The organism is Psychrobacter piscatorii (assembly GCF_043641605.1).
Classification (GTDB): domain Bacteria; phylum Pseudomonadota; class Gammaproteobacteria; order Pseudomonadales; family Moraxellaceae; genus Psychrobacter; species Psychrobacter piscatorii_C.
The window spans coordinates 192,168-214,322 of record NZ_JBHZRK010000004.1 but is presented as its reverse complement, the minus strand read 5'-3'; the positions used below and the strand labels follow the sequence as shown (position 1 = coordinate 214,322).

Genomic DNA, 22,155 nt, shown 5'->3' with positions numbered 1-22,155 from the left:
GCAGCCCAGGTGATGGATTTTTTTGGTGAACAGCGGATACGTACACGGCGCAGTCTATTGCTCTATGGACTGTTTTTTCTGATTGTGCTTGCTCATATGGCGGTAGCACTGGCTATCATGGGACTGCTGTTAACGATATTCACGGGTGGTATATATCATTGGGCATTGATACTCGTCATTCTCTTTATATTAGGCAGTTTCGTTGGTGGGAGTTTTTTAGAATACCGGCGCTTAAGAGCGGGTGGTCGCGCTATTGCTCAGCGAGTAGGGGCGGTCAGACTGTTTATTGATAACAGTCAGGCACCATGGGAGCACAGTCATGGGGTGGCGCATCAACATCAAACCAAAGAGAAAGTTCACTATAGCCCACGTCATATAGCCGTACGCGATGAGCGCGACTTTCCACCCGTCTATCGTCGTTATTATGAAATTGCCCATCAGTTAGCGATTGCGGCAGGTTTGAGTACACCGATTTTATATGTATTGCCTAATGAGCAAGGTATTAATGGCTTCGTCGCGGGTCGTCATAGCCAAGATATGGTACTTGTCATCACCCAAGGTGCGCTAGATAAGTTGTCTGATGAGGCGCTATACGGGCTAATTGGTCATGAGTATGGTCATATATTACATGGTGATGCCACGTTCAATCTACAGCTGATGGTGGTATTAGCTGGGCTACAGATATTATATGATTGGAGTGATCCAATTCCTAACAGTCGCTATCTTGATAATACAATTGCCACCGATATTCCTTTTTCACAGAGACAAGTTGATAGTCGTGCACGCAGTATAGAGGCGCAGACCGCCCGTTTTACCACGCAAAGTGAGTGGGTTGCGTACTGGCAGACACAATCACAGCAACAGCAGGCATCAGCCAAACGTGAGTCTCGGTGGGTGCAAAGTAGACCTGCGATCGATCGTCAAGCACCCCGTAGTGTCTGGACATTACTGCTCCATGGTCTAAGTTTCTCGAGTATGGCAAGTGCTCAGTTGATTAAGCACAGCTTTAATCGTGAGCGTGAGCTGCTTGCTGATGCAACCAGCGTGCAGTTAACGCGCTCGCCTGCGATCATAGAAACTTTAAAAGCCATTCACCAAGATTCACTTGGCTCACGATTATCGAGCGTTGCTGATATCAACGGACTCAGTCATTTTTTCTTTGCCAGTAGTGGCGCGGACTTGGGTGATGTGTCTTGGTTTGCCACTCATCCAAGCTTGATAGAGCGTATGAGTGCCATTAATGCTGATGCCTATCGTAAGTTTGCCGTACAAGTCGCTAAAGAGAAGCGGATCAATCAGCAGAAAATAAAAGAAATATATCGGCAGCGTCGCTCAGGAAACTGGGGAGATATTACAGAAAATAGCCTAAGCAAAAATTCACAGAAAAAGTCTCAATTGCCGCATCAATCATTATTCAGTATTGATGTAGAAAAAAACCATAAGCAGAACGCTATTTTTGATAACGCTGCAAGTAACAGTAAGAACCAGACAAATGAAGGTCTGGAGTTCACTAAAGAGGTAGATACAATTATCGATGGTCGCTTGCAGGTAGAAATAGCACCTATAAATACCGATAATTTGCTGAAGCCTTGGCAGGCCAAACCTGACGCTGACCTACCAGAAGATACACTGATTGAAGCGAGCGATATTCAAAAGGTGTCACTCCCGCAATATATACTCGATCATATTTATCATCCACTTGGTGCGCAAGCGCTCATAGAAGTGGTCATGCTTTGTCATCAGCTTCAACCATTATTAACGACTGCCACTTATAGTTTGAATGATATTTGGGGTGAGGGCTTTTCTATTGAAAGTGACACTACTAGTCATAAGCAAGTATTACCGCATAGGATAGATGCTAAGCTACTGACCATAGTGGCCAATTTGGATAGACGCTTGGACAGTGCTTTGATTGTATTTGCATTAGCCCAGTTACGTCGACATGACTTATCTGAAATACATATCAAAAAATTAAAGCTTAGAAGTGACAGCGAACACAGTCACGAAAGCGATCAGTACTATAAAAAACAAGCAAAATGCCGTACGATGTTGTTGCGTTATCAACAAGGCATAGTTGAGTTATTTAACCAACAGCTGACATCTGACTTAACTAAAAGCTTAGCTTGTGATTCTGCAGATAAAAAAATATCGAGTGAAGACTGTCACTCAGCAGCGAATTCATTAAATCATTCATTAGCTGTAGAGAGGCAAAAATCACCCATACTGTCACTATGGCAAGCGCTACAATTACAGCAGTTACTACCGATGTTATCTGAGGTTTTACACGATACGGATGCGCAAACTCTATCATCACAGACACTCAAAACTGGTATAGAAGGCGTAAAGGTACAACTAGATCCTTCAGGGCAGGTATTTAGGGCACTGAGCGATGCTCAGATGTCGATGGTGGTTTTGCTGGCTTATCGCCTATCAAAAGATGCTAAAGGCCAGATGATCTCAATGTATGAGCGCTCATTATTGAGTGAAGGTGATGAGAGTGTGGCGCATTACATTGTAGATTTAAGACGTCATGCGCGTTTGGTTGATATTGATTTGACGACAGTGAGCGATGTCAACTTGCAATGGTTGTTATTAACGGCACAACAATTAAATAGCATTCAATTATTAGCGATTATTGCTGCGGTTCCTATATCTATTAGTCATTCTATCAAACGCCCCACAAATACTTTGGGTAGTACTAATTATCCAGAGAGACAACAGGATGGTAGTCAAATAGATTATAATGACGATAGCACGATCAGACCTGCTCATCATGAGTATCGACAATGGCTAAGTACATTGCATACCGTGATGTTACACGATACGATAATCAGCCAAGATGAATATGATTGCCTGCTCGCAATGTCAGAGCGCTGGCTAGGCGTACGGCAGCTTTTTTGATAAGAACTACCAAAATCATCTAAAAAACTATATAGACAACATAATTAGGATAGTAGAGTCGTATGAGTGATATCCAAGATCCGCTAAGTGTATTGCAGCGCCGTGTGCAGCAACGCCAAATCCTAGCGATGATGGGTATCAATCAATGGGTGCGGCCTGAGTCAAGTACCGTAAATATAGCGGATATCACGATAGATTCGGTTGAGCACTCAAATACTGGCTCCATTGATACTGAATCCGCAAATAATGAACCCGCGAGTGCTGGAGCCATCGCTGAAACCATAGAGACAGTCGTTCAGCCGACCAGTGGTTATGATACGAATGACGCTTATAGCAATGACCATGATAATGTGAATAACGATGCTCATGGTTTAGGTATTGATGAACAGGCAGCCACCGAGCAAAGCCCAGTCACCTATAGTTTTGATAGTGTGAGCAATGAGGCGTCTGCTACTTCAAATGCACCTAGTCTTTATAATAGTCCAGATATCGAATCAAACCAAACCGCCGCATTTTTTATAGATGACGTAGTGCAGTCAACAACTGCACCTATTGCGCCACATCAATTGTCTCAAAGCAGTCATAATAGTGATAGTGTAAATGACGACAGCTTGAAAAAGGTAGCATCATTTAGCTTACAAGGTGGACGCTATGGTGATTGGGTGATATTGGTTGATATTCAAGCACTTAATAGTGATAGCCAAAAGCTATGGAACAATATCACTCAAGCACTCTCAATGACTCATGAGACGACCTCATTCCCGATCTGCGCTGGTATGGACACAGTAGAGCTTGCCAATGCCAGCCTTGCTGGATATGTCTTTAGAATTGGCCTGCGCGAAGAGATAAAAGTTGCTGCCTTAACAGTACTGCCTGAAGGTCTTCAGCACCCCAACCTTATGACTGTGCCTACATTAGATGACATGATTGCGGATAGTGATGCTAAACGTCAGCTGTGGGAGCGTATATCTCATTGAGTCATATCAAAACTGATATCGATATAAATTTTTTTATCAACAAACTGAAATAAAGGTCGCTTCTTTATTTCATCATACCTAGGACTGTGATTATGTCTACAACCCAAACGTCTACACCCACTGCTAATAATAGTACCCCGCATCGTCTGCCAAACTTCTGTGCTGGCCCTGCCACGATGCCAACATCTGTATTGGAGCGTGCTCAGAGCGAATTGCTCGACTGGCAAGGTCGCGGCCTATCGGTCATGGAAGTCAGTCACCGTAGTAAAGAATACATGGCGATCACTGACAAAGCAGAAGCTAAGCTACGCACGCTCATGGAGATACCAGATAACTATAAAGTACTATTTTTACAAGGCGGCGCTAGCTTACAGTTTTCTGCCATTCCATTGAACTTGCTCAATGGTGGACGCGGCGATTATTTGACGACTGGTGCATGGTCAGGTAAGGCGATTAAAGAAGCCCAGCGCTATGAAGCACTTGGTCTGGGTAAGATAAACTTGGTCGCGACTGGTAAAGAGGACAACTTTACGACTGTACCCGCCCAAAGTGATTGGAATGTGAGTGACGATGCCGACTATTTTCACTACTGTGCCAATGAGACTATCCATGGTCTACAGATATTCGAGCCACCACAAGTAGATGCACCAATCATCGCTGATATGTCATCTTCTATCTTGTCACAGCCGATAGATGTATCTAAATTTGGTATGATCTACGCGGGCGCTCAAAAAAACATTGGTCCTGCAGGTTTGGTCATCGTTATTATTCGTGATGATCTATTGGGGCAGGCAAGTGAGTGGTGCCCCATGCTACTGAATTATGAGCATCAAGCAGACAAAGAATCCATGTCTAACACGCCAGCGACGTACTCTTGGTACTTAGCAGGACTGGTGTTTGATTGGTTGGAAGAGCAGGGCGGTGTGGCTGCTATCGGTGAAATCAACCAGCAAAAAGCAGATCTGCTCTACAATACAATTGATGACAGCCGTTTTTATAACAACCCAGTCGATCCTCAGTATCGCTCTATCATGAACGTGCCATTTACTTTAGCAGACAGTAGCCTTGATAAAGTGTTCTTAGAAGAGTCAGAAAAAGCTGGTTTGCTCAATCTAAAAGGCCATCGCGATGTGGGCGGTATGCGAGCCAGTATTTACAACGCCGTACCACTTGAGTGGGTACAGCAATTAGTCGACTTTATGATAGCGTTCGAAAAAAAGCATGCATAAGTCATAATAGCCTTTAAAATAAAAGACGCCGCTTTTACAAGTTGCGTCTTTTTTTATGAGTATATTTATCGATGCGTAGTTTTAGGAAGAAGCGTTCAATATCTGCTGCCATTACATCTAATACTGATGGATGTCGCACTGATGCCGCGTAACATAGCAAACCATTAGGATGAACTACCTACTACCTTAGAGTTAGAGGTTTCTTAGGTAACGCTCATACTTGATACGATATTCTGTATCAGCGGTTAAGCGAATTGACTAAGCTAACCCTGTCGCACCGACAGTTTTTGAGTGTTTAGCCAGTAGCAACCCTTGATTTAAGATGTTGATACTGGCGTTGAGGTCTCGGTCATTTTCTTGCAGACAACTTGGACAATTCCAAGATCTTGACGACAGCGGTAGTTCAGCTTTCGTTAGCAAGTGACTGCATCCTGAGCACGTTTTAGAGGATGGATACCACCGGTCTATTTTAACAAGCGTTTTACCGTACCATTCCGCTTTATAGGCCAGCATGATGGTAAAGACCGACCAAGCGCTGTCCGATATGGCTTTGGCAAGTTTTCTGTTCTTAACCATACCTTTTACATTCAAGTTCTCAATAGCAATAACATCGTGGTTTTTGGTGATATTGAATGAGAGCTTATGTAGAAAGTCTTTGCGGCTATTAGTTATTTTCTCGTAGACTTTAGCGACTTTAAGTTTTTGCTTTTGGTAGTTGCGGCTCTCTGATAATTTGCGTTGATCCGCTTTGGCCACCGCTTTACGTTTGGCTAAAATCTTTTGTTCTCGCACCAGTTTGTCTTGCAACTTTGCTAGAAACTTAGGATTGGCAACTCTGCATCCGTTTGATAAGACGATGAAGTGGGTCAATCCTAAATCAATGCCGATATTAGAGTGAGTCTTTGGTAGTGGCTCAACGACCGTTTCAACCAATAGGCTGACGTAATACTTGCCCGATGGGGTTTTGCTGATGGTGGCACTTTTTATTAAGCCGTTTATTTTATTAGGGAATTTGGCGTTGATGTGGCCTATTTTAGGCAGTTTAACGGTGTTTTGTGTGACAGCTACCGTTCCCTTTTGATTGTTGGTGGTATAGCTGTCTTTGATACCTTTTTTCTTGAATTTAGGAAAACCTGAGCCTTTTTTGAAAAACTTGTTATAGGCAGCTCTTAGCTGTTGCTGCACGTTAGCCAATGCCAGGCTATCCACTTCTTTGAGCCATTCAAACTCTTTTTTATACTGAGCTGGGGTATTGTTTAGGGTGGTTTTAGTGTCTTTGTAATGATTAATCTTATCACCAAGCATTTTATTCCAAATAAAACGCGTACAGCCGAATGATTTAGCAAAGAATACTTGCTGATCGGCATTAGGATATAGCCTAACTTTATGGGCTTTTAGAATTTGAGTGGGCATACAGACGGTGCTTATATTTCTACATATGGTATTATTAATAATACCATATGTAGAAATAGTTACTACCAACAACGCATTCATCCCACTACTTTAGAAGTAAGGGGCTTCTGCGCTAAGGTGTTAAAAAACCTAAGTTTGTTATGATAAAATTTTGCTATAGCGCGATTTTGCTGTCAGCCTTTATTATTCACCCCTGAATTGGTTAGCATAGAGGTTTGTTATAACGTTATGATAAGAAAAAATGCCCTGCTAAAAGCTGTTTTGCTAGCCATCACCGTCAGCTGGATACCGAGCAGTATTGCGGCACCTATTACAACGACAGCGCTTGGGCACAATAGCCCGACTGATTATATTAATGCACCTTATATGCCCTATGCCAATCCAAAAGCGCCGTCAGGCGGTACGCTGTCGCTAGATACACGCGGTACGTTCAACAGTGCTAATAAATGGATGACTACGGGTGTGGCGATGATCGGTACGGATTATCTGTATGATACTTTGATGACGGGCTCATTAAATGAAGCGTTTACCATGTATCCACAGCTGGCAAGCAAGGTAACCTATGATCCAGACGATACGAGCTGGATTGTCTATCACATCAATCCTGCTGCCCGTTTTTGGGATGGGACGCCTGTGACCAGTCATGATGTTAAAGCGACTTTTGATGCAATATTAAATAAAGGTCCGATGTATATTCGCAGCTATTTGGGTGATATTAAGGACATTCAAGTCATTAACGAGCAGCAAGTCAAATTTGTCTTTGTCTCTGCTGAGAATAAAGAAATCCTACTGACGGTTGGTCAGTTTCCTGTTTTCTCAAAATCCTCAATCGATGCAGATTTTGAAAAGATCAGTCTGACACCCTTGATGGGTAGTGGGCCCTATAAGCTGGGACGCGTCGATGCGGGGCGTTCGGTGAGCTACATACGTGATCCCAATTACTGGGGTCGTGATTTGATGGTCAATCGTGGTCGCTACAATTTTGACATGATTAAGTTTGTTTATTATCAAAGTGATGAGATTGCCTTTGAAGGATTTAAATCTGGTCAATATCGTTTTCGCCCTGAAAACAAAGCATCAAATTGGGTGAGTGGTTATAATTTCCCTGCAGTGAAAGCAGGTCTTATCAAAAAAGAGGCCATAACCAGTCAAAATCCAGTGCCGATGCAGGCGTTGGTGATGAATTTGCGCCGCCCAATCTTCCAGGACATAAGGGTGCGCCAAGCACTGACGGCTGCTTATGATTTTGAGTGGATGAATAAAACTTTGTTTCATGGTCAATATGAGCGATTGCAAAGTTTCTTTCACGGGTCGGAGCTTGCGGCAACTGGTACACCGTCTATTGAAGAGATGCAGGTGTTAACGCCTTTATTGTCTGAGCTTGAACCGATTCAGCGTAAAGCCGTCTTAGCAGAATGGCAGCTACCCACCAGTGATGGCAATGGCTTTAATCGACAAGGATTACTAAAAGCGCGGCAATTATTGCTAGATGCTGGGTTTTATTATGATGATATGAAGCTATATCAGCCAAATGGTCAGTCCGCCCAAATTGAGATTTTGATGACAGGCGAGACCATGGGTCGTGTCTTGTTGCCTTATATTCGTAATTTAAAGCGCTTAGGATTTGAGGCAACCTTGCGCCAAGTGGATGGGCCGCAATATTATGAGCGAACGCGCCGTTTTGATTATGATATGGTCGTCGATGTGTTTGCCCAAAGTTTGTCCCCTGGTGCTGAGCAGGCTGCATTTTGGGGTAGTGCGGCGGCTGACGAGCCTGGCAATCACAATAGTGCTGGTATCAAAAACGCAGCCGTCGATGAGGTGGCCGCGGCTCTTGGTAATGCCAAGAATCGTGACGAAATTGTGTTATATACGCAGGTGCTTGATCGGTTGTTGCGAGCGGGTCATTATGTCGTACCATTATATGGCAAGTCTGGCACCAACGTTGCTTACTGGGATCAATACCGTCATACAGACACATTACCGACCAACGCCGTCGGCATCGATTACTGGTGGGTGGATAAAGAGGCAGAAGGACGCATCAACAAATATTTGAAGCAGTAAGCAGTACCTTTTGACAGGATTTGGTCTAATGATAGCTGACTGCCAAACGCATAGGCTGTCACCACGCAGTAAAAGCGCCGCGAAATAATTCAAAATAACGAGCAAAGAAATAACTACTAGTAAGGATTTGACATGAGTATCCGCATTCACCCCATTAAAGCGTTTAATGATAATTATATTTGGACCTTAATTAACGAAAATAATAAGCAGGCGATCGTCATTGATCCAGGTCAAGCCCAGCCAGTTATCGATTATCTAGAGACACATGAGCTAGAGCTAACCTCGATTTGGACCACGCATCATCATCATGATCATATTGGTGGTGTCGCAGAATTGCAGGAGTCGTATCCGATGACTCATCTGGTTGCGCATAGTGAGCATGGGGTTGATGAGGATCAAACCATCAAAGATGGTAGCACGGTGAGCGCATGGGGCTGCTCTGCACAAGTCTGGGATGTATCAGGACACACCGCCAGCCATATGGCTTATATCTTAGATATCGATGGGCAAAAACATTGCTTCTGCGGTGATACTCTATTTAGTGCAGGTTGTGGACGTGTTTTTACTGGTACGATCGAGCAGTTACATGATAGCTTTAAGCGTCTAAATGAATTGTCTGATGAGACACTACTGTATCCTGCGCACGAGTATACGGCTAGTAACCTACGCTTTGGATTGTCTATCGAGCCTGACAACGAGGCAATGCAGCAAGCACTAGCGCAAGCTGAGGCACAAACTGCGCAAGGTGCTCCGACACTGCCAGTGACGCTAGAGCATGAGCGTGCGATAAACGTGTTTTTGCGTACCCAAGAGCCAAGTGTGATTGCAGGGGTTAAATCAAAAGTAACTATCGACGATGATAAATCTTTGACGGTATTTGCAGCGTTACGCGAGCTGAAAAATAATTTTTAATGCAAGTTTTTAATACATAGATGTGTTTATGTATACCTTTAGCACTAAAGAATATACTGCTGTAGTCATTGCCCTCTCTCTTTATTTAGGAAGTCGCCATTATGGGTCGTTATATCTTAAAAAGACTACTACTGATATTACCGACACTATTTTTGATATTGCTTGCCAACTTTGTAATCGTACAAGCGGCACCAGGCGGACCTGTTGAGCAGCAGCTTGCCCTTATTGAGCAGGGGTCAAAAGATAATGCGCTTGGTGGTAATATTGGCGCGGGCAGTGCAGGTGGCAATGACAGCACTTATCAAGGAACGCGCGGTCTCTCTGAGGAAATGGTCGCTGCTATTAATGCCCAGTACGGCTTTGATAAATCGGCACCAGAACGATTTTGGCTAATGTTAAAAAATTACGCTCAGCTAGATTTTGGTGAGTCGTTTTTTAAAGGGCAGTCGGTGACCGATCTCATTATAGAGAAGCTACCAGTCTCAATATCGCTTGGTCTTTGGAGTACGCTGCTCATTTATCTGATCGCCATTCCGTTAGGGGTGTATAAAGCGATGCATCATGGCTCAGGCATTGATAAATTCACTGCTATGCTGCTGGCTATCGGACATGCGATACCTGTGTTTGTGTTTGCAGTGATTTTATTGGTATTTTTTGCGGGTGGCACCTATTGGAATATTTTCCCGCTACAGGGGCTCACGTCCGAAAATTTTGACCAGCTCAGCGCGCTTGGTAAGGTTAAAGATTATTTTTGGCACTTGGCACTACCGCTGCTAGCCAGTACTGTAGGTGGTTTTGCGGGCTTGACGTACTTGACCAAATTTAGCTTTTTAGAAGAGCTGGGTAAGCAGTACGTATTGACCGCTCGTGCCAAAGGACTGGGTGAGCGTCAGGTGCTATACGGACATGTATTTCGCAATGCCATGTTAATTATCATCGCAGGTATCCCAGCCGCTATCGTTGGTATTTTCTTTGCCGGTAACTTTTTGATTGAGATTATCTTTAAACTAGATGGTTTGGGGTTGTTAGGTTTTGAGGCCATTCAACAACGCGACTATCCAGTGATATTTGGTACGTTATTTATCTTCACCTTGGTGGGATTGCTACTGCAATTAATCAGCGACTTAAGCTATCACTTGATTGATCCCCGTATTGATTTTGAGGGGCGCTAATGTCAGATCATTCACCGTCTTCAACGGCATCAGTGGTACCGACACAAAAAAAGCAGCGCTTAAATCCTATTTGGCAAGCGCGTTTAAATCGCTTTCGCCAAAATCGTCTTGGGGTGATATCGCTGTTTGTTTTCGCAGTGATATTTGTCATCTGCATGGCGGCTAATTTCATCGCCAATGACAAACCCTTATTAGTACAGTATCAAGGCGATTATTACTTTCCAGTATTAAAGGCCTATCCTGAAACGACATTTGGCGGCGTGTTCGAAACCGAAACCAATTATAAAGACCCTGCAGTGCAGTCGCTGATTGATGAGCAAGGTTATTATGTGATGCCGCCTATTCCATTTGCTGATCAGACGCCAAATGTCGAGCTTGGTCTACCTTATCCAGCGGCTCCAAACGCTCAGAACTGGCTTGGTACTGATGATATGGGTCGCGATGTGCTCGCAAGGATACTTTATGGTATGCGCGTCTCATTGTTGTTTGGTCTGGCGCTGACGCTCGCTGGTGCTCTCATCGGGATTATTGTCGGTGCAATACAAGGTTATTACGGCGGCTGGGTAGATCTGGCAGGGCAGCGCTTTATGGAAGTATGGGGCGGTATGCCTCAGCTATTTATGATTATTATTTTGGTCAGTCTGTTTAGTCCCAGTATTACTATGCTATTTGCCATGATGCTGTTATTTGGCTGGATGGGTCTGGTCGGTTTGGTAAGAGCAGAGTTCTTACGTGCCCGTAATTTTGACTATGTGCGGGCCGCGCGCAATCTCGGTGTGTCTGATAGCCAGATTATGCTCAGGCATATTTTACCCAACGCGTTAGCCTCAAGCTTGTCGCAGCTACCGTTTATCTTAACGGCCAATATCATTGCGTTGACTGCGCTGGATTTCTTGGGATATGGATTGCCACCTGGCTCGCCGTCTTTAGGTGAGCTAATGGTACAGGGGAAGAACAATCTCGATGCCCCTTGGCTCGCCTTGTCAGGATTTTTTAGTTTGACCTTTATTTTGTCATTGCTCATCTTCGTCGGCGAAGCACTGCGTGATGCGTTTGATCCGAGGCGCTCTTGATATGACCGAAAATATTATGGCTACCGAGCAATACAACGCGCCAAATGAAAGTCTTAATCGCGCGCAAAACAAACTCATGCTGGCAGTAGATAGCCTAAGCATCACAACTGCTACAGGAATCCAGCTGGTTGATGCGCTGTCTTATGAGCTAAGACAAGGGCAAACTTTGGCTATCGTTGGTGAGTCAGGATCTGGCAAATCGATTGCCAGTCTTGCGTTACTAGGTCTGCTACCAGAGAGTTTGACAATTAGGGGTGAGGTTCAGTTGGCAAGTACAGCAGGCATGTCTCAACTACCGATAGCGAATGACAAATCGCGTAATTCCGCATTACGTGCTATTCGTGGACAGCATATTGGTATAGTGTTTCAAGAGCCGATGACAGCGCTGAATCCACTGCATACCGTTGCAAAACAAATCGCTGAATCACTACGTTTAAGCGGCGTACCCAAAAAGCAATGGCGAGACACCAGCATTACCTTGCTAAATGATGTCAATATCACCGATCCTGCTGACAAGTTGAGTCGCTATCCACATGAGTTATCAGGTGGTCAGCGTCAGCGAGTAATGATTGCGATGGCATTGGCTCAGCAGCCTGATATCTTGATCGCTGATGAACCGACGACTGCGCTTGATGTTACTTTGCAGCATGAAATTTTGGCGCTACTGAATGATCTCAAACACCAGCATAATATGGCGATGATATTAATCAGCCACGATCTCAATCTGGTTAGGCGTTATAGTGATGAGGTCATCGTGATGCGCCAAGGCCAGACGATTGAGCAGGGTCAAACGTCGGCGGTATTTGACCAGCCTAAAGCCGACTATACGCGTACCCTTATCAAGCAAGACTTTGGCCAAGCGTTAGTTATAGCAGACGATAACGTAGATAAACAATCAAGCGTACTAGAAGTGAGTAATCTTAAAGTAAAATTCCCAGTTGAAAAAAGCCTATTTGGGGGCACCAAGCGCTGGTTCGATGGGGTCAAAGATGTCGATATGACACTGCAAAAAGGACAGGCATTGGGTATCGTTGGAGAGTCTGGCTCTGGAAAAACCACCATTGCACTAGCGCTTAGTCAACTACTGAGCAATCAAGCACGTGTGAGTGGACAGATAATGGTCAACGGGCAAGACATCTCGGCATTGTCCAAAAAAGCGCTACGTAACTTTCGCTCGCAGATCCAAATGGTGTTTCAAGATCCATTTGCCAGTATTAATCCGCGTATGACGGTCATGCAAATCGTGGAAGAAGGACTGTTGGTACAAGGCGTGGATAAAGACGCGCGTCAGCAGGCGGTGATGGAGAGTTTGGCTACCGTCCATTTGCCTTTAGCATTCGCGCAGCGTTATCCGCATGAGCTGTCCGGTGGGCAGCGTCAACGCGTGGCACTGGCGCGTGCACTCATTATGAAGCCGAGCTTACTCATATTGGATGAGCCTACCTCTGCGCTCGATAGCACCACGCAGGTGACGGTGGTGAGTTTATTACGTGAAATTCAACAAAAACTGCAAATAAGTTATGTCTTTATCAGTCATGATCTCAAAGTAGTACGCGCACTATGTCAGCATATTATGGTACTAAAACAAGGGGCTTGCGTGGAGTCTGGGCTCACAGAAGATGTCTTTAGCCAGCCACAGCATCCGTATGCCAAGCAGTTATTAAAGGCGAGCAGTACACAATAATAGCGACAAACCAAAAAAGGCAGTGGTACAATCATGCTAGACAGTGGTTTGCTTTATTCAAACATCCTTACTGTACATATACTTATCTACTCTGCTATTGGCAAACGTTCATTAGCCTCTATCAACTAGCTAGAATTATTGTTATCGCGGTTAAAATCATCATTGAAAAGGATTTTTGTACCCATGAAAAAACAAAACAGTATTACTAAATTAGTAAAGAACAACAGCTTGCAGCATGCTGGTTATTTGGCAGTGGCTAAGACACGCGCTAAAGTACTCAAAGCAGTCTCTTACGTGATACCTATCAGAAGACCGATGTTGTTTGTCGGTGAGACTGCCTGTGATGAGCTATGCGACATGCTCATCAACGAAGGCAATACCAATGTCTTTATCGTCACTGATGCGGTACTAAACAAACTCGGTATCCCTGCAAAAGTCACTGATTATCTAGATGCAAAAAACATCAACTACCACATATACGATGGCATTACACCAGATCCTACTTTTAACGTAGTCGAAGAAGGACTTCGCCAATCTATAGCAGCAAATTGCGACTCTATTATCGCCATCGGCGGCGGCTCAGTGATCGATGCTGCAAAAATGATCGCCATGTCTCAAGGCAATAAATGCAAGCCTCAGCAACTGATCGGTATCCTTAAAGCAAGAAAACCCTCCGCGCCATTATATTGCGTGCCTACAACAGCAGGTACTGGCTCAGAGGCAACCCTTGGTGCAGTCATATCTGATGATAAAACACACCAAAAAGCATTGTCTATTGATCCAAGAATGGTGCCGCTCGCCGCAGCGATTGACCCCATTATTATGAAAGGTATGCCAGCGCACATCACCGCTGATACGGGTATTGACGTATTGACCCATGCATTAGAAGCATGGATGAGTGCCAATGCCAGTGTTGAGACGGATTACTATGCGGCTTCTGCCGTCAAATCGGTCATGCATTACCTACCACTGGCTTATAAAGATGGCGGCAATCTAAAAGCAAGAGAAGAGATGGGAATTGCCGCCCATTATGGTGGTATCGCCTTTAACAAAGCGGGCTTGGGTTATGTGCATGCTATTGCTCACCAATTAGGTGCCTACTATAGCATTCCTCATGGTCGTGCTAATGCGATCGTGTTGCCTTATGTGCTTGATGTTAATCGTAAAGCAAGCAAGCAGAGACTGGCCGCACTGGCAAAAAGAACAGGTATGGTAGCAGACGGCCAAGCTGGTCATGGCGATAAGGAAATAGCAAACCATCTCATTGAACAAGTCAGAGCGCTTATTGCAGATCTAAATATTGATCCGACCGTTAGCGGTATGCAGGCCAGTGACTTTGACGATATTGCAAAAGCAGCAGCAAAAGAAGTCAGCGATACTTATGCTGTACCAACTTACCTCTCAGCAGCTGAAATTAAGGAAATCTTAACGAAAATTAAGCAAGTAAGTGATGAGCGTGCTGATAAAGACACTCAGAAAGCGTCATAACTTTTTGCTTGTACTGACAGACTTACGATAGACAAAAAAAGCCTATGACTCTTTTGAGTATAGGCTTTTTTAATGCGTTTAAAATAATCTAAGATCTTGAAATAAAATAGTTTATCTCTATATATTAAATATACTAAAGCCTGTGTCATAATCAAACCATCGTTTAATTTATCTTGTGCTACGACTTAATTAATAAAAAATAACTTAATAAATTGTAAATATATAACAATACAGGAATGTTGTAGTGATACATAAGCGTTACGATGATTAAATGATATTACGTTTGGGAGATTTTTATGAATCGCACATTATCGTCTAAAGTTATGGGGTTGGTTATCGTAGCGAGTAGCGCTCTATACGTAGGCTGCGCGTCTACTGAAAATAGCACTACTGTAAAAAATGCAGATGCTGCTAATCCTTATGCACCGACAACTCCAGGACTGGCAGTTGCTACAGTAGCTGGCGGGTGTTTTTGGTGTGTCGAAGCAGGTTATGAGAAAATCCCAGGCGTGGTAGAAGTGGTGTCTGGTTATACGGGCGGCAATACCGAAAACCCAACCTACAAAGAAGTATCAGCGGGTGGTACGGGTCATACAGAAGCGGCGCAAGTGTATTATGATCCTACGAAAATTACTTACAATGGTATCGTACAAGCATTATGGAGAATCGCTGACCCCACTGACGATCAAGGGCAATATGTTGATCGTGGCACACAGTATCGTCCAGCGATTTTTTATAACAATGCGCAAGAAAAGAAAATAGCAGAAGCTGCCAAACAATCATTACAAGACTCTGGCGTATATGACAAACCAGTCGTAATTGAGATTGTTCCTGCTGGCAAGTTCTATCCTGCCGAAGAGTATCATCAGGATTATTACAAAAAGAATCCGATACGTTATAAGGCTTACACATTTAATTCTGGCCGCTATCAGTTTATAGAAAGTGTATACGGCAAAGACTATGAGCTTGATTTTAGTCAATTCAAGCCGACTGCAGATAGTGCACAGCCAGTTGCAGCCAGTCAAACGCCAAACAATAAATCAAGTGTAGGGTTTAACCCAAATACCTTTGTCAAACCGTCGCAGGATGAGCTAAAAAAATCGCTCACTGATATTCAATATAAAGTCACTCAAAAAGATGGTACTGAGCGCGCTTTTAATAATGAGTATTGGGATAATAAAGCGCCTGGATTGTATGTAGACGTCGTATCTGGTGAGCCATTATTTTCTTCTCGTGATAAATACAAGTCTGGCACGGGTTGGCCGAGCTTCACTCGTCCATTGAACACGAACATGGTGGTAGAAAAAGCAGATCGCGGTATCTTTGGGACGCGTACCGAGATTCGTAGTCGCTACGCTGACTCGCACGTGGGTCATGTATTCGATGATGGTCCAGCACCGACAGGTAAGCGTTACTGTATGAACTCAGCAGCACTGCGCTTTATCCCACTTGTAGATATGGAAGCTGAAGGTTATGGCAATTGGGTAGATGAAGTCAGACCAGTTAGTTAGTATTGATTTGCTAAAACTTGAAATCTTACTTAGTATAGTTAAACCAAAAAAAAGGACGCATTAGCGTCCTTTTTTTGTCTTACTTTCAAGCGTTTAGCTCAGATTTACAAGTGTTTAAAACGCTGGTTGGCGCTTAGGAACGGCACCCAAAAATTCATTCCGAGCTTGATTGTTATGCTGATACTCACCAAGCATCGCGGTACTACGCGTGGTTGAATGCTGTTTGCTGACACCGCGCATCATCATACACATGTGTGAGGCATCCATGACTACCGCTACGCCACGACAGCCGGTAACATCCATGATGGTTTGTGCGATCTGTTCACTCAGGTTTTCTTGTATTTGCAGACGACGGGCAAACATATCGACAATGCGGGCAAACTTCGACAGCCCTAGTACCTGACCATCAGGCAGGTATCCAATATGAGCGACACCATGGAACGGTAGCATATGATGCTCGCACAGTGAATAAAACTCAATGTTCTGTACCAGTACTAGCTCACGATTGGCTGATGGAAAGACAGCATCATTGACCACTTCTTCAATGCTTTGATGATAGCCTTTGGTCAGGTGAGCGAAAGCCTTTGCCGCACGTACAGGCGTGTCTAATAAACCAGGACGATCTAAGTCTTCGCCAGTCGAACCAATCAATTGGCGATAGGATTCGGTACTTTCTTTATAATCTGGGGTTATTATTGGGGTGTTACTCATAAGTTTGGCAGCCATCCAAAATGTGGGTGTAGCTTAACGTTGAATCCTATCATGTCAGGATTCTTATAAAATTGTGCAAGCTGGGAAGGGCTGTGATTATACTCGAAATCTGCTGAACTTCATACTGCTGTGGTGAGTAGTTCAGAGTTTAGTCATTATAGGGCTGTTAGAGATACAATTAGAACGGTGACAATGATGATATTTCATTAGTATTATTGCGATACTAACGATACTAACCAAGTACAGTTTACGACTGTTTACTTAAACTAATTCGTGTATAATAAGTCATCTTTTGATTTGCATCATTTCATGACGCGTCACTTTCTAATTACTCTAAATAAACCTATATTCTAAATCATCTCGATTGATTCAAAAGGAAATCTTATGCTATTGCAAGGACAACGATTTGTCGTAACTGGCATCGCAAGTAAACTCTCTATCGCTTGGGCTATCGCAGAAGCGCTACATCGTGAAGGTGCCTCACTGATCTTGACTTATCCGAACGATAAAATCAAAAAGCGTGTGGACATGGCTGCCGAACAGTTCGAAGCGGATTTGGTATTAGAATGTGATGTCGCCTCTGATGAGTCTATTGCTGCTTGTTTTGAGCAAGTAACTGCGCATTGGGGTGATGGTATTGATGGTGTGGTACACGCCATTGGTTTTGCACCGATGGATCAGCTAGATGGTGACTTTGTCAACGCCACTACGCGTGAAGGCAGCCACATCGCGCATGATATCTCTAGCTACAGCTTCGTTGCATTGGCAAAAGCAGCTCGTGAGTTGCTGGCAATGCGTCATGGTTCTATGCTGACATTGACCTATGAAGGCAGTATCTCAGTATTGCCAAACTATAATGTCATGGGTATGGCAAAAGCCAGTCTTGAAGCCAGCGTACGCTACTTAGCGACTTCTATGGGCGGCGAAGGTATCCGTGTCAATGCGATCTCAGCTGGCCCAATTCGCACACTAGCTGCTAGTGGCATTAAATCATTCCGCAAAATGCTCGATATCAGCGAAAAAATTGCACCACTACAACGTAATGTCAATCAGATGGAAGTAGGCAACGCAGCATTATTCCTATTATCGCCTTGGGCATCTGGTATCACAGGTGAGATCATGTTTGTTGATGCAGGTTTTAATACCGTCGCTATCAGTGAGCAGTTGATGATGCTTGATGAGCCAGCGCAATAATCATTTAAGTATTTTTTGTGTTGATGGTCATTACGAATGATTTACTCAACTATTGAAAAGGCAGCCAATTGGCTGCCTTTTCTCGTTATACTATGAGTCTTTTTGGCAGTAGGCCTTTAGGTGACGAATATGATAACCAAGTTACCAAAGTGGATTTTGTGGGGTGGGGCGGTATTGGCATTTAGCGCCGGCTGCGTGAACACAACCGCATTAATGGGATTTGCTAACTTATCGGTCTCGCATGTCACCGGCAATGTCAGCTTGTTTGCAGCAGCTATCGCTTACTCAGATTCTCGCAGTATTTTGTATATCGGTGCGCTACTATTGTCTTTTTTGTCAGGGGCAATACTAAGCGGTTTTGTCATTGGACAGACATCTTTAACACTAGGCCGTCGTTACGGGCGTGCGCTATATTTTGAAGCAGCTTTGCTAATAGCTGCCTATTGGTTATATCAGCAGCATGATTATCTCGGACAATTGGCGGCAGCGATGGCCTGCGGATTACAAAACGCGATGGTAGCCACTTATAGCGGAGCAGTTATTCGCACGACTCATTTGACAGGACTGACATCCGATATGGGTGCAGCAATCGGTAACTGGCTTGCGGGTCGCTCCATTAGTAAGCCGACATTGGGCTTTCAGGCCGTTATTTGGTATTGCTTCTGCGGTGGTAGTACGGTGGGGGCTTTTTTGTTTGCAAAAGTTGGCTATGATGCGTTGTTTGTACCCATCATAATCGTTCTAACAGCAGCATTTATATATAACTATGTCTCCAATCACCTGCCAGAACAAAGAGAAACAAAACTAAAAAAGCGCTCATCATCATGACGAGCGCTTCTTATTTCACTGTTGATGCTAGATAACAGACTTTCTCTGCCGTTTTGCCATCTCTTATTTTACACCTTCTTCTTGATGATCTTCATGTTCATGCATACCTTGCATCATATCTAGCGCTGAATCGTCAGTACGCTGTTGATCTTCTTTGGCTAGAGCATCTTGATTGATGTCTTTTGGCGCCATTTTTGTGGTTGCATCGGTTTTATTTGCATCTGTCATAGTGTCATTCCTCTTTTTTTTATTGATGATTATCTATCTAACCTCACGATTATGTGGTATCAGTTTTTACTTGTATAGCCCCAAATGATGAATGTTTGGAGGCTTTATGTAATTTTTATCAGCGAAAGCGACCATACAAAGCGGTGAGAGGGCCATTGTTGAGAAATAAAACAAAGTCGAGAGGTGATTATTGTTAACGAATCAAACAGGGATCTCAAAAAAACATAACTAATCAAAATGTATTCATATATAAGTTATTCTGATATGATATTTTCGCGCGTAATGTTCGCTATACAAATATCATGATGTCTTACAATAAGTGTATGTTGCAATAATTTTGACTTCATACTCACTCTGGATGCGATAAGGATAATTTATGTCAGAGAAAAAGCTGGATAGCCATATTCCTGATGATGGTAACGAGTATTTATTTACGGATACATTCCCAAAGGGAACGGGAAAAGGATTGATCGTGGTCGCCATTGCGGCAATCATTAGTTTTATTATCTACAGTGTATTGCCATTTGAGGTCAGTGCCAATAAAGGGCTAGCGATGCTGTTTTTTATCGGCGTGCTATGGCTCACTGAGGCGATACATGTCACTATCACTGCAATCTTGGTGGTTGTGGTTGGGACATTAATTGGTATTCCTGATTTTAATGCTGAAGTCGGTCTGCAAAGCTTTGCCAGTCCCATTATTTACCTCTTCTTTGGTGGTTTTGCTTTGGCGGCCGCGTTACATGTGCAAAAGCTTGATAGAAAGATTGCGCTAAAAATTCTCTCGTTATCAGGTGGTAAGCTAAGTACCGCTGTATTATTGATTTTTGGCGTGACTGCGTTTCTATCCATGTGGATTTCAAATACAGCAACAACGGCAATGATGCTACCGCTTGCACTTGGTATTTTGACGCAAGTAGATAGTAAAGAAGATCGCGGTACGTTTGTGTTTGTACTACTCGGTATTGCTTATTCAGCAAGTCTCGGTGGTTTGGGTACGATTGTTGGCTCACCACCAAATGCGATTGCCGCAAAAGCGTTGGATATCGCATTTGTCGATTGGATGAAGTTTGGTATTCCAATGATGCTGATATTATTACCAGTACTGTTGGGTGCGATGTATTTATATCTAAAGCCGAACCTAAACCGCACGATGACCTTGCAACAGGATGAGAACATCCATTGGACTAAGCCGCGCGTATTGACAATTGCTGTTTTTATTATAACGGCAGTTAGCTGGATATTGTCTAAGCAAATTGGTGCTGCAGTTGGCATCGAAGATACGGATGCCATTGTTGCATTGCTTGCAGCAGTGGCGGTTGTGAGCTTGGGTCTGGTATCTTGGAAACAAGTATCAGACAACACGGATTGGGGTGTATTGATGTTATTCGGTGGCGGTATTGCGCTATCGAATGTCCTGAAAGTATCAGGTGCGTCATTAATACTGGGCGAGACGGTTGCTAATGGCTTACAAACCGCCCCACTATTGGTCGTAATGCTTGCAATCGCAGCCTTTATTATTTTCTTGACAGAGTTCGCATCAAACACGGCGTCTGCTGCGCTCTTAGTACCTGTGTTTGTGGCAATTGCCGAGCATATGGGTATACCGAGCGAAGTCTTGGTACTTATTATTGGTATCGGTGCGTCTTGTGCCTTTATGCTTCCCGTTGCCACGCCGCCAAACGCTATCGTGTTCGGTACAGGTTTGATCAAGCAAACAGAGATGATACGTACAGGTGTCATCCTCAATATCATTTCTACTGTTATCGTTGGGTGTTGGGCGTATTTCTTTCTACTATAAGTCTAACGAACCATTAGCATTACCATGATAAATAGAACCTGATGTCCCAATACTAATGAGGCATCAGGTTTTTATTTTTTATACTCTATTAATTTATCACATCGCAATTTATGGGGATAATAGACCGTATGATACCCTCTAGCTGTAAGACTCTCATTACAATCGCTGCTATTTCAGATATTCATAGTAATATCTTTGCGCTTGACGCTGTGCTTGCCGATATCAAAAAGCGCGGTGTCGATCAAATCGTCAATTTGGGTGATATCTTATATGGGCCGATAGCGCCGAGGGCGACCTATGAGTTATTAATGGCACATCGAGATGATATTCTCACCATTAGGGGCAATCAAGATAGGCAAATTTATGAGGCGACTGAAACAGAAATCGCTAACAATCCAACGATGGATTTTATTGTCAGAGAGTTACCTAAAGACGCGATTGAATGGATGCGCGCTTTACCGTTCGATTGTCATTTAAGTGAGGATGTTTATCTTTGTCATGGGACGCCAACCGATGACATAATATACTTGCTTGAAGATATCGTAACAGGCGCACCGACAGTACGTAGCGACTCGAACATCTTGTCATTATTAAATGGTATAGCTAGCCCTGTCATTGTCTGTGGACATACGCATATTCCGCGCACGGTGACACTATCGTCAGGGCAAATGGTTATTAATAGTGGTAGCGTCGGTTACCCCGCTTACGAAGATGACTTACCTATCATCCATCAGATGCAGACTTATTCACCTCATGCGAGCTACGCGCTTATAAGTTGTATAGAGACAGAGCAAGGCAAACGCTGGCAGACTGAGCATATTAAAGTCGCTTATGATCATGACGCTGCTGCAAATCTGGCGCTAAAAAACGGCCGTGAAGATTGGGCATATGCGCTAAGAACAGGGCGGGTATTGTAATATCAAACAGTCATTACTATACTATCGTCGAATAAAAAGGCAAAAGTCATCAAAC

17 protein-coding genes are annotated in these 22,155 nt (G+C 43.7%); 14 read left to right on the top strand and 3 right to left on the bottom strand.

The window, feature by feature from the left end; genetic code table 11:
* Positions 1–12: 12 nt before the first annotated feature.
* From ACHUET_RS05755 to serC, 3 genes are all read left to right on the top strand, one after another.
* Positions 13–2,901: a M48 family metalloprotease gene (locus tag ACHUET_RS05755; protein ID WP_394211482.1), complete on the top strand. Its 2,889-nt coding sequence runs from the start codon at positions 13–15 to the stop codon at positions 2,899–2,901.
* A gap of 62 nt (positions 2,902–2,963) precedes the next feature.
* On the top strand, positions 2,964–3,878 hold the full coding sequence (locus ACHUET_RS05750) for a DNA polymerase III subunit psi (protein WP_394211388.1): 915 nt from the start codon (positions 2,964–2,966) through the stop codon (positions 3,876–3,878).
* Between the two features lie 92 nt (positions 3,879–3,970).
* On the top strand, positions 3,971–5,107 hold the full coding sequence (gene serC, locus ACHUET_RS05745) for a 3-phosphoserine/phosphohydroxythreonine transaminase (RefSeq protein WP_394211386.1): 1,137 nt from the start codon (positions 3,971–3,973) through the stop codon (positions 5,105–5,107).
* Between the two features lie 258 nt (positions 5,108–5,365).
* Here the strand turns inward: serC and tnpB are convergent, their stop codons facing one another.
* On the bottom strand, positions 5,366–6,520 hold the full coding sequence (gene tnpB / locus ACHUET_RS05740; protein ID WP_394211384.1) for an IS200/IS605 family element RNA-guided endonuclease TnpB: 1,155 nt from the start codon (positions 6,518–6,520) through the stop codon (positions 5,366–5,368).
* 231 nt (positions 6,521–6,751) lie between these two features.
* On the opposite strand from tnpB, the gene ACHUET_RS05735 reads away from it, so the two are divergent.
* The 7 genes from ACHUET_RS05735 to msrB all read left to right on the top strand — a co-directional run bounded on the left by ACHUET_RS05735 (position 6,752) and on the right by msrB (position 16,424).
* The gene (locus ACHUET_RS05735) at positions 6,752–8,584 is read left to right on the top strand and encodes an extracellular solute-binding protein (RefSeq protein WP_394211481.1); all 1,833 of its coding nucleotides are present in this window, start codon (positions 6,752–6,754) and stop codon (positions 8,582–8,584) included.
* Between the two features lie 132 nt (positions 8,585–8,716).
* The gene (gene gloB / locus ACHUET_RS05730; protein WP_394211382.1) at positions 8,717–9,496 is read left to right on the top strand and encodes a hydroxyacylglutathione hydrolase; all 780 of its coding nucleotides are present in this window, start codon (positions 8,717–8,719) and stop codon (positions 9,494–9,496) included.
* Between the two features lie 101 nt (positions 9,497–9,597).
* Positions 9,598–10,668, top strand: a complete 1,071-nt coding sequence (yejB, locus tag ACHUET_RS05725) for a microcin C ABC transporter permease YejB (protein WP_075107471.1) — start codon at positions 9,598–9,600, stop codon at positions 10,666–10,668.
* Complete coding sequence (locus tag ACHUET_RS05720; protein ID WP_371532084.1) at positions 10,668–11,741, top strand: ABC transporter permease; 1,074 nt, start codon at positions 10,668–10,670, stop codon at positions 11,739–11,741. The genes yejB and ACHUET_RS05720 overlap by 1 nt, the downstream gene beginning before the upstream one ends.
* A 16-nt stretch (positions 11,742–11,757) precedes the next feature.
* Entirely contained in the window at positions 11,758–13,425 is a 1,668-nt protein-coding gene (locus ACHUET_RS05715; protein ID WP_394211479.1) for an ABC transporter ATP-binding protein, read from the top strand.
* A 183-nt stretch (positions 13,426–13,608) separates the two neighbouring features.
* A complete protein-coding gene (locus ACHUET_RS05710; RefSeq protein WP_394211379.1) occupies positions 13,609–14,913 on the top strand; it encodes an iron-containing alcohol dehydrogenase in 1,305 nt (434 codons plus the stop codon).
* Between the two features lie 296 nt (positions 14,914–15,209).
* Positions 15,210–16,424, top strand: coding sequence for a peptide-methionine (R)-S-oxide reductase MsrB (gene msrB, locus ACHUET_RS05705; protein ID WP_394211377.1), 1,215 nt, complete (start codon positions 15,210–15,212; stop codon positions 16,422–16,424).
* Positions 16,425–16,538: 114 nt separating this feature from the next.
* Here the strand turns inward: msrB and folE are convergent, their stop codons facing one another.
* Entirely contained in the window at positions 16,539–17,135 is a 597-nt protein-coding gene (gene folE / locus ACHUET_RS05700) for a GTP cyclohydrolase I FolE (protein ID WP_238038243.1), read from the bottom strand.
* A gap of 384 nt (positions 17,136–17,519) precedes the next feature.
* On the opposite strand from folE, the gene ACHUET_RS05695 reads away from it, so the two are divergent.
* The gene (locus ACHUET_RS05695; protein WP_165596971.1) at positions 17,520–18,329 is read left to right on the top strand and encodes an enoyl-ACP reductase FabI; all 810 of its coding nucleotides are present in this window, start codon (positions 17,520–17,522) and stop codon (positions 18,327–18,329) included.
* 129 nt (positions 18,330–18,458) lie between these two features.
* Complete coding sequence (locus ACHUET_RS05690; RefSeq protein WP_394211374.1) at positions 18,459–19,157, top strand: YoaK family protein; 699 nt, start codon at positions 18,459–18,461, stop codon at positions 19,155–19,157.
* Positions 19,158–19,220: 63 nt separating this feature from the next.
* Here ACHUET_RS05690 and ACHUET_RS05685 read toward each other — a convergent pair whose 3' ends face one another.
* Complete coding sequence (locus tag ACHUET_RS05685; RefSeq protein ID WP_394211372.1) at positions 19,221–19,385, bottom strand: hypothetical protein; 165 nt, start codon at positions 19,383–19,385, stop codon at positions 19,221–19,223.
* Between the two features lie 376 nt (positions 19,386–19,761).
* Here ACHUET_RS05685 and ACHUET_RS05680 point away from each other — a divergent pair, with 376 nt between their 5' ends.
* Positions 19,762–21,183, top strand: a complete 1,422-nt coding sequence (locus tag ACHUET_RS05680) for an SLC13 family permease (protein WP_394211370.1) — start codon at positions 19,762–19,764, stop codon at positions 21,181–21,183.
* 128 nt (positions 21,184–21,311) lie between these two features.
* Entirely contained in the window at positions 21,312–22,100 is a 789-nt protein-coding gene (locus ACHUET_RS05675; protein WP_394211368.1) for a metallophosphoesterase family protein, read from the top strand.
* Positions 22,101–22,155 lie beyond the last annotated feature (55 nt).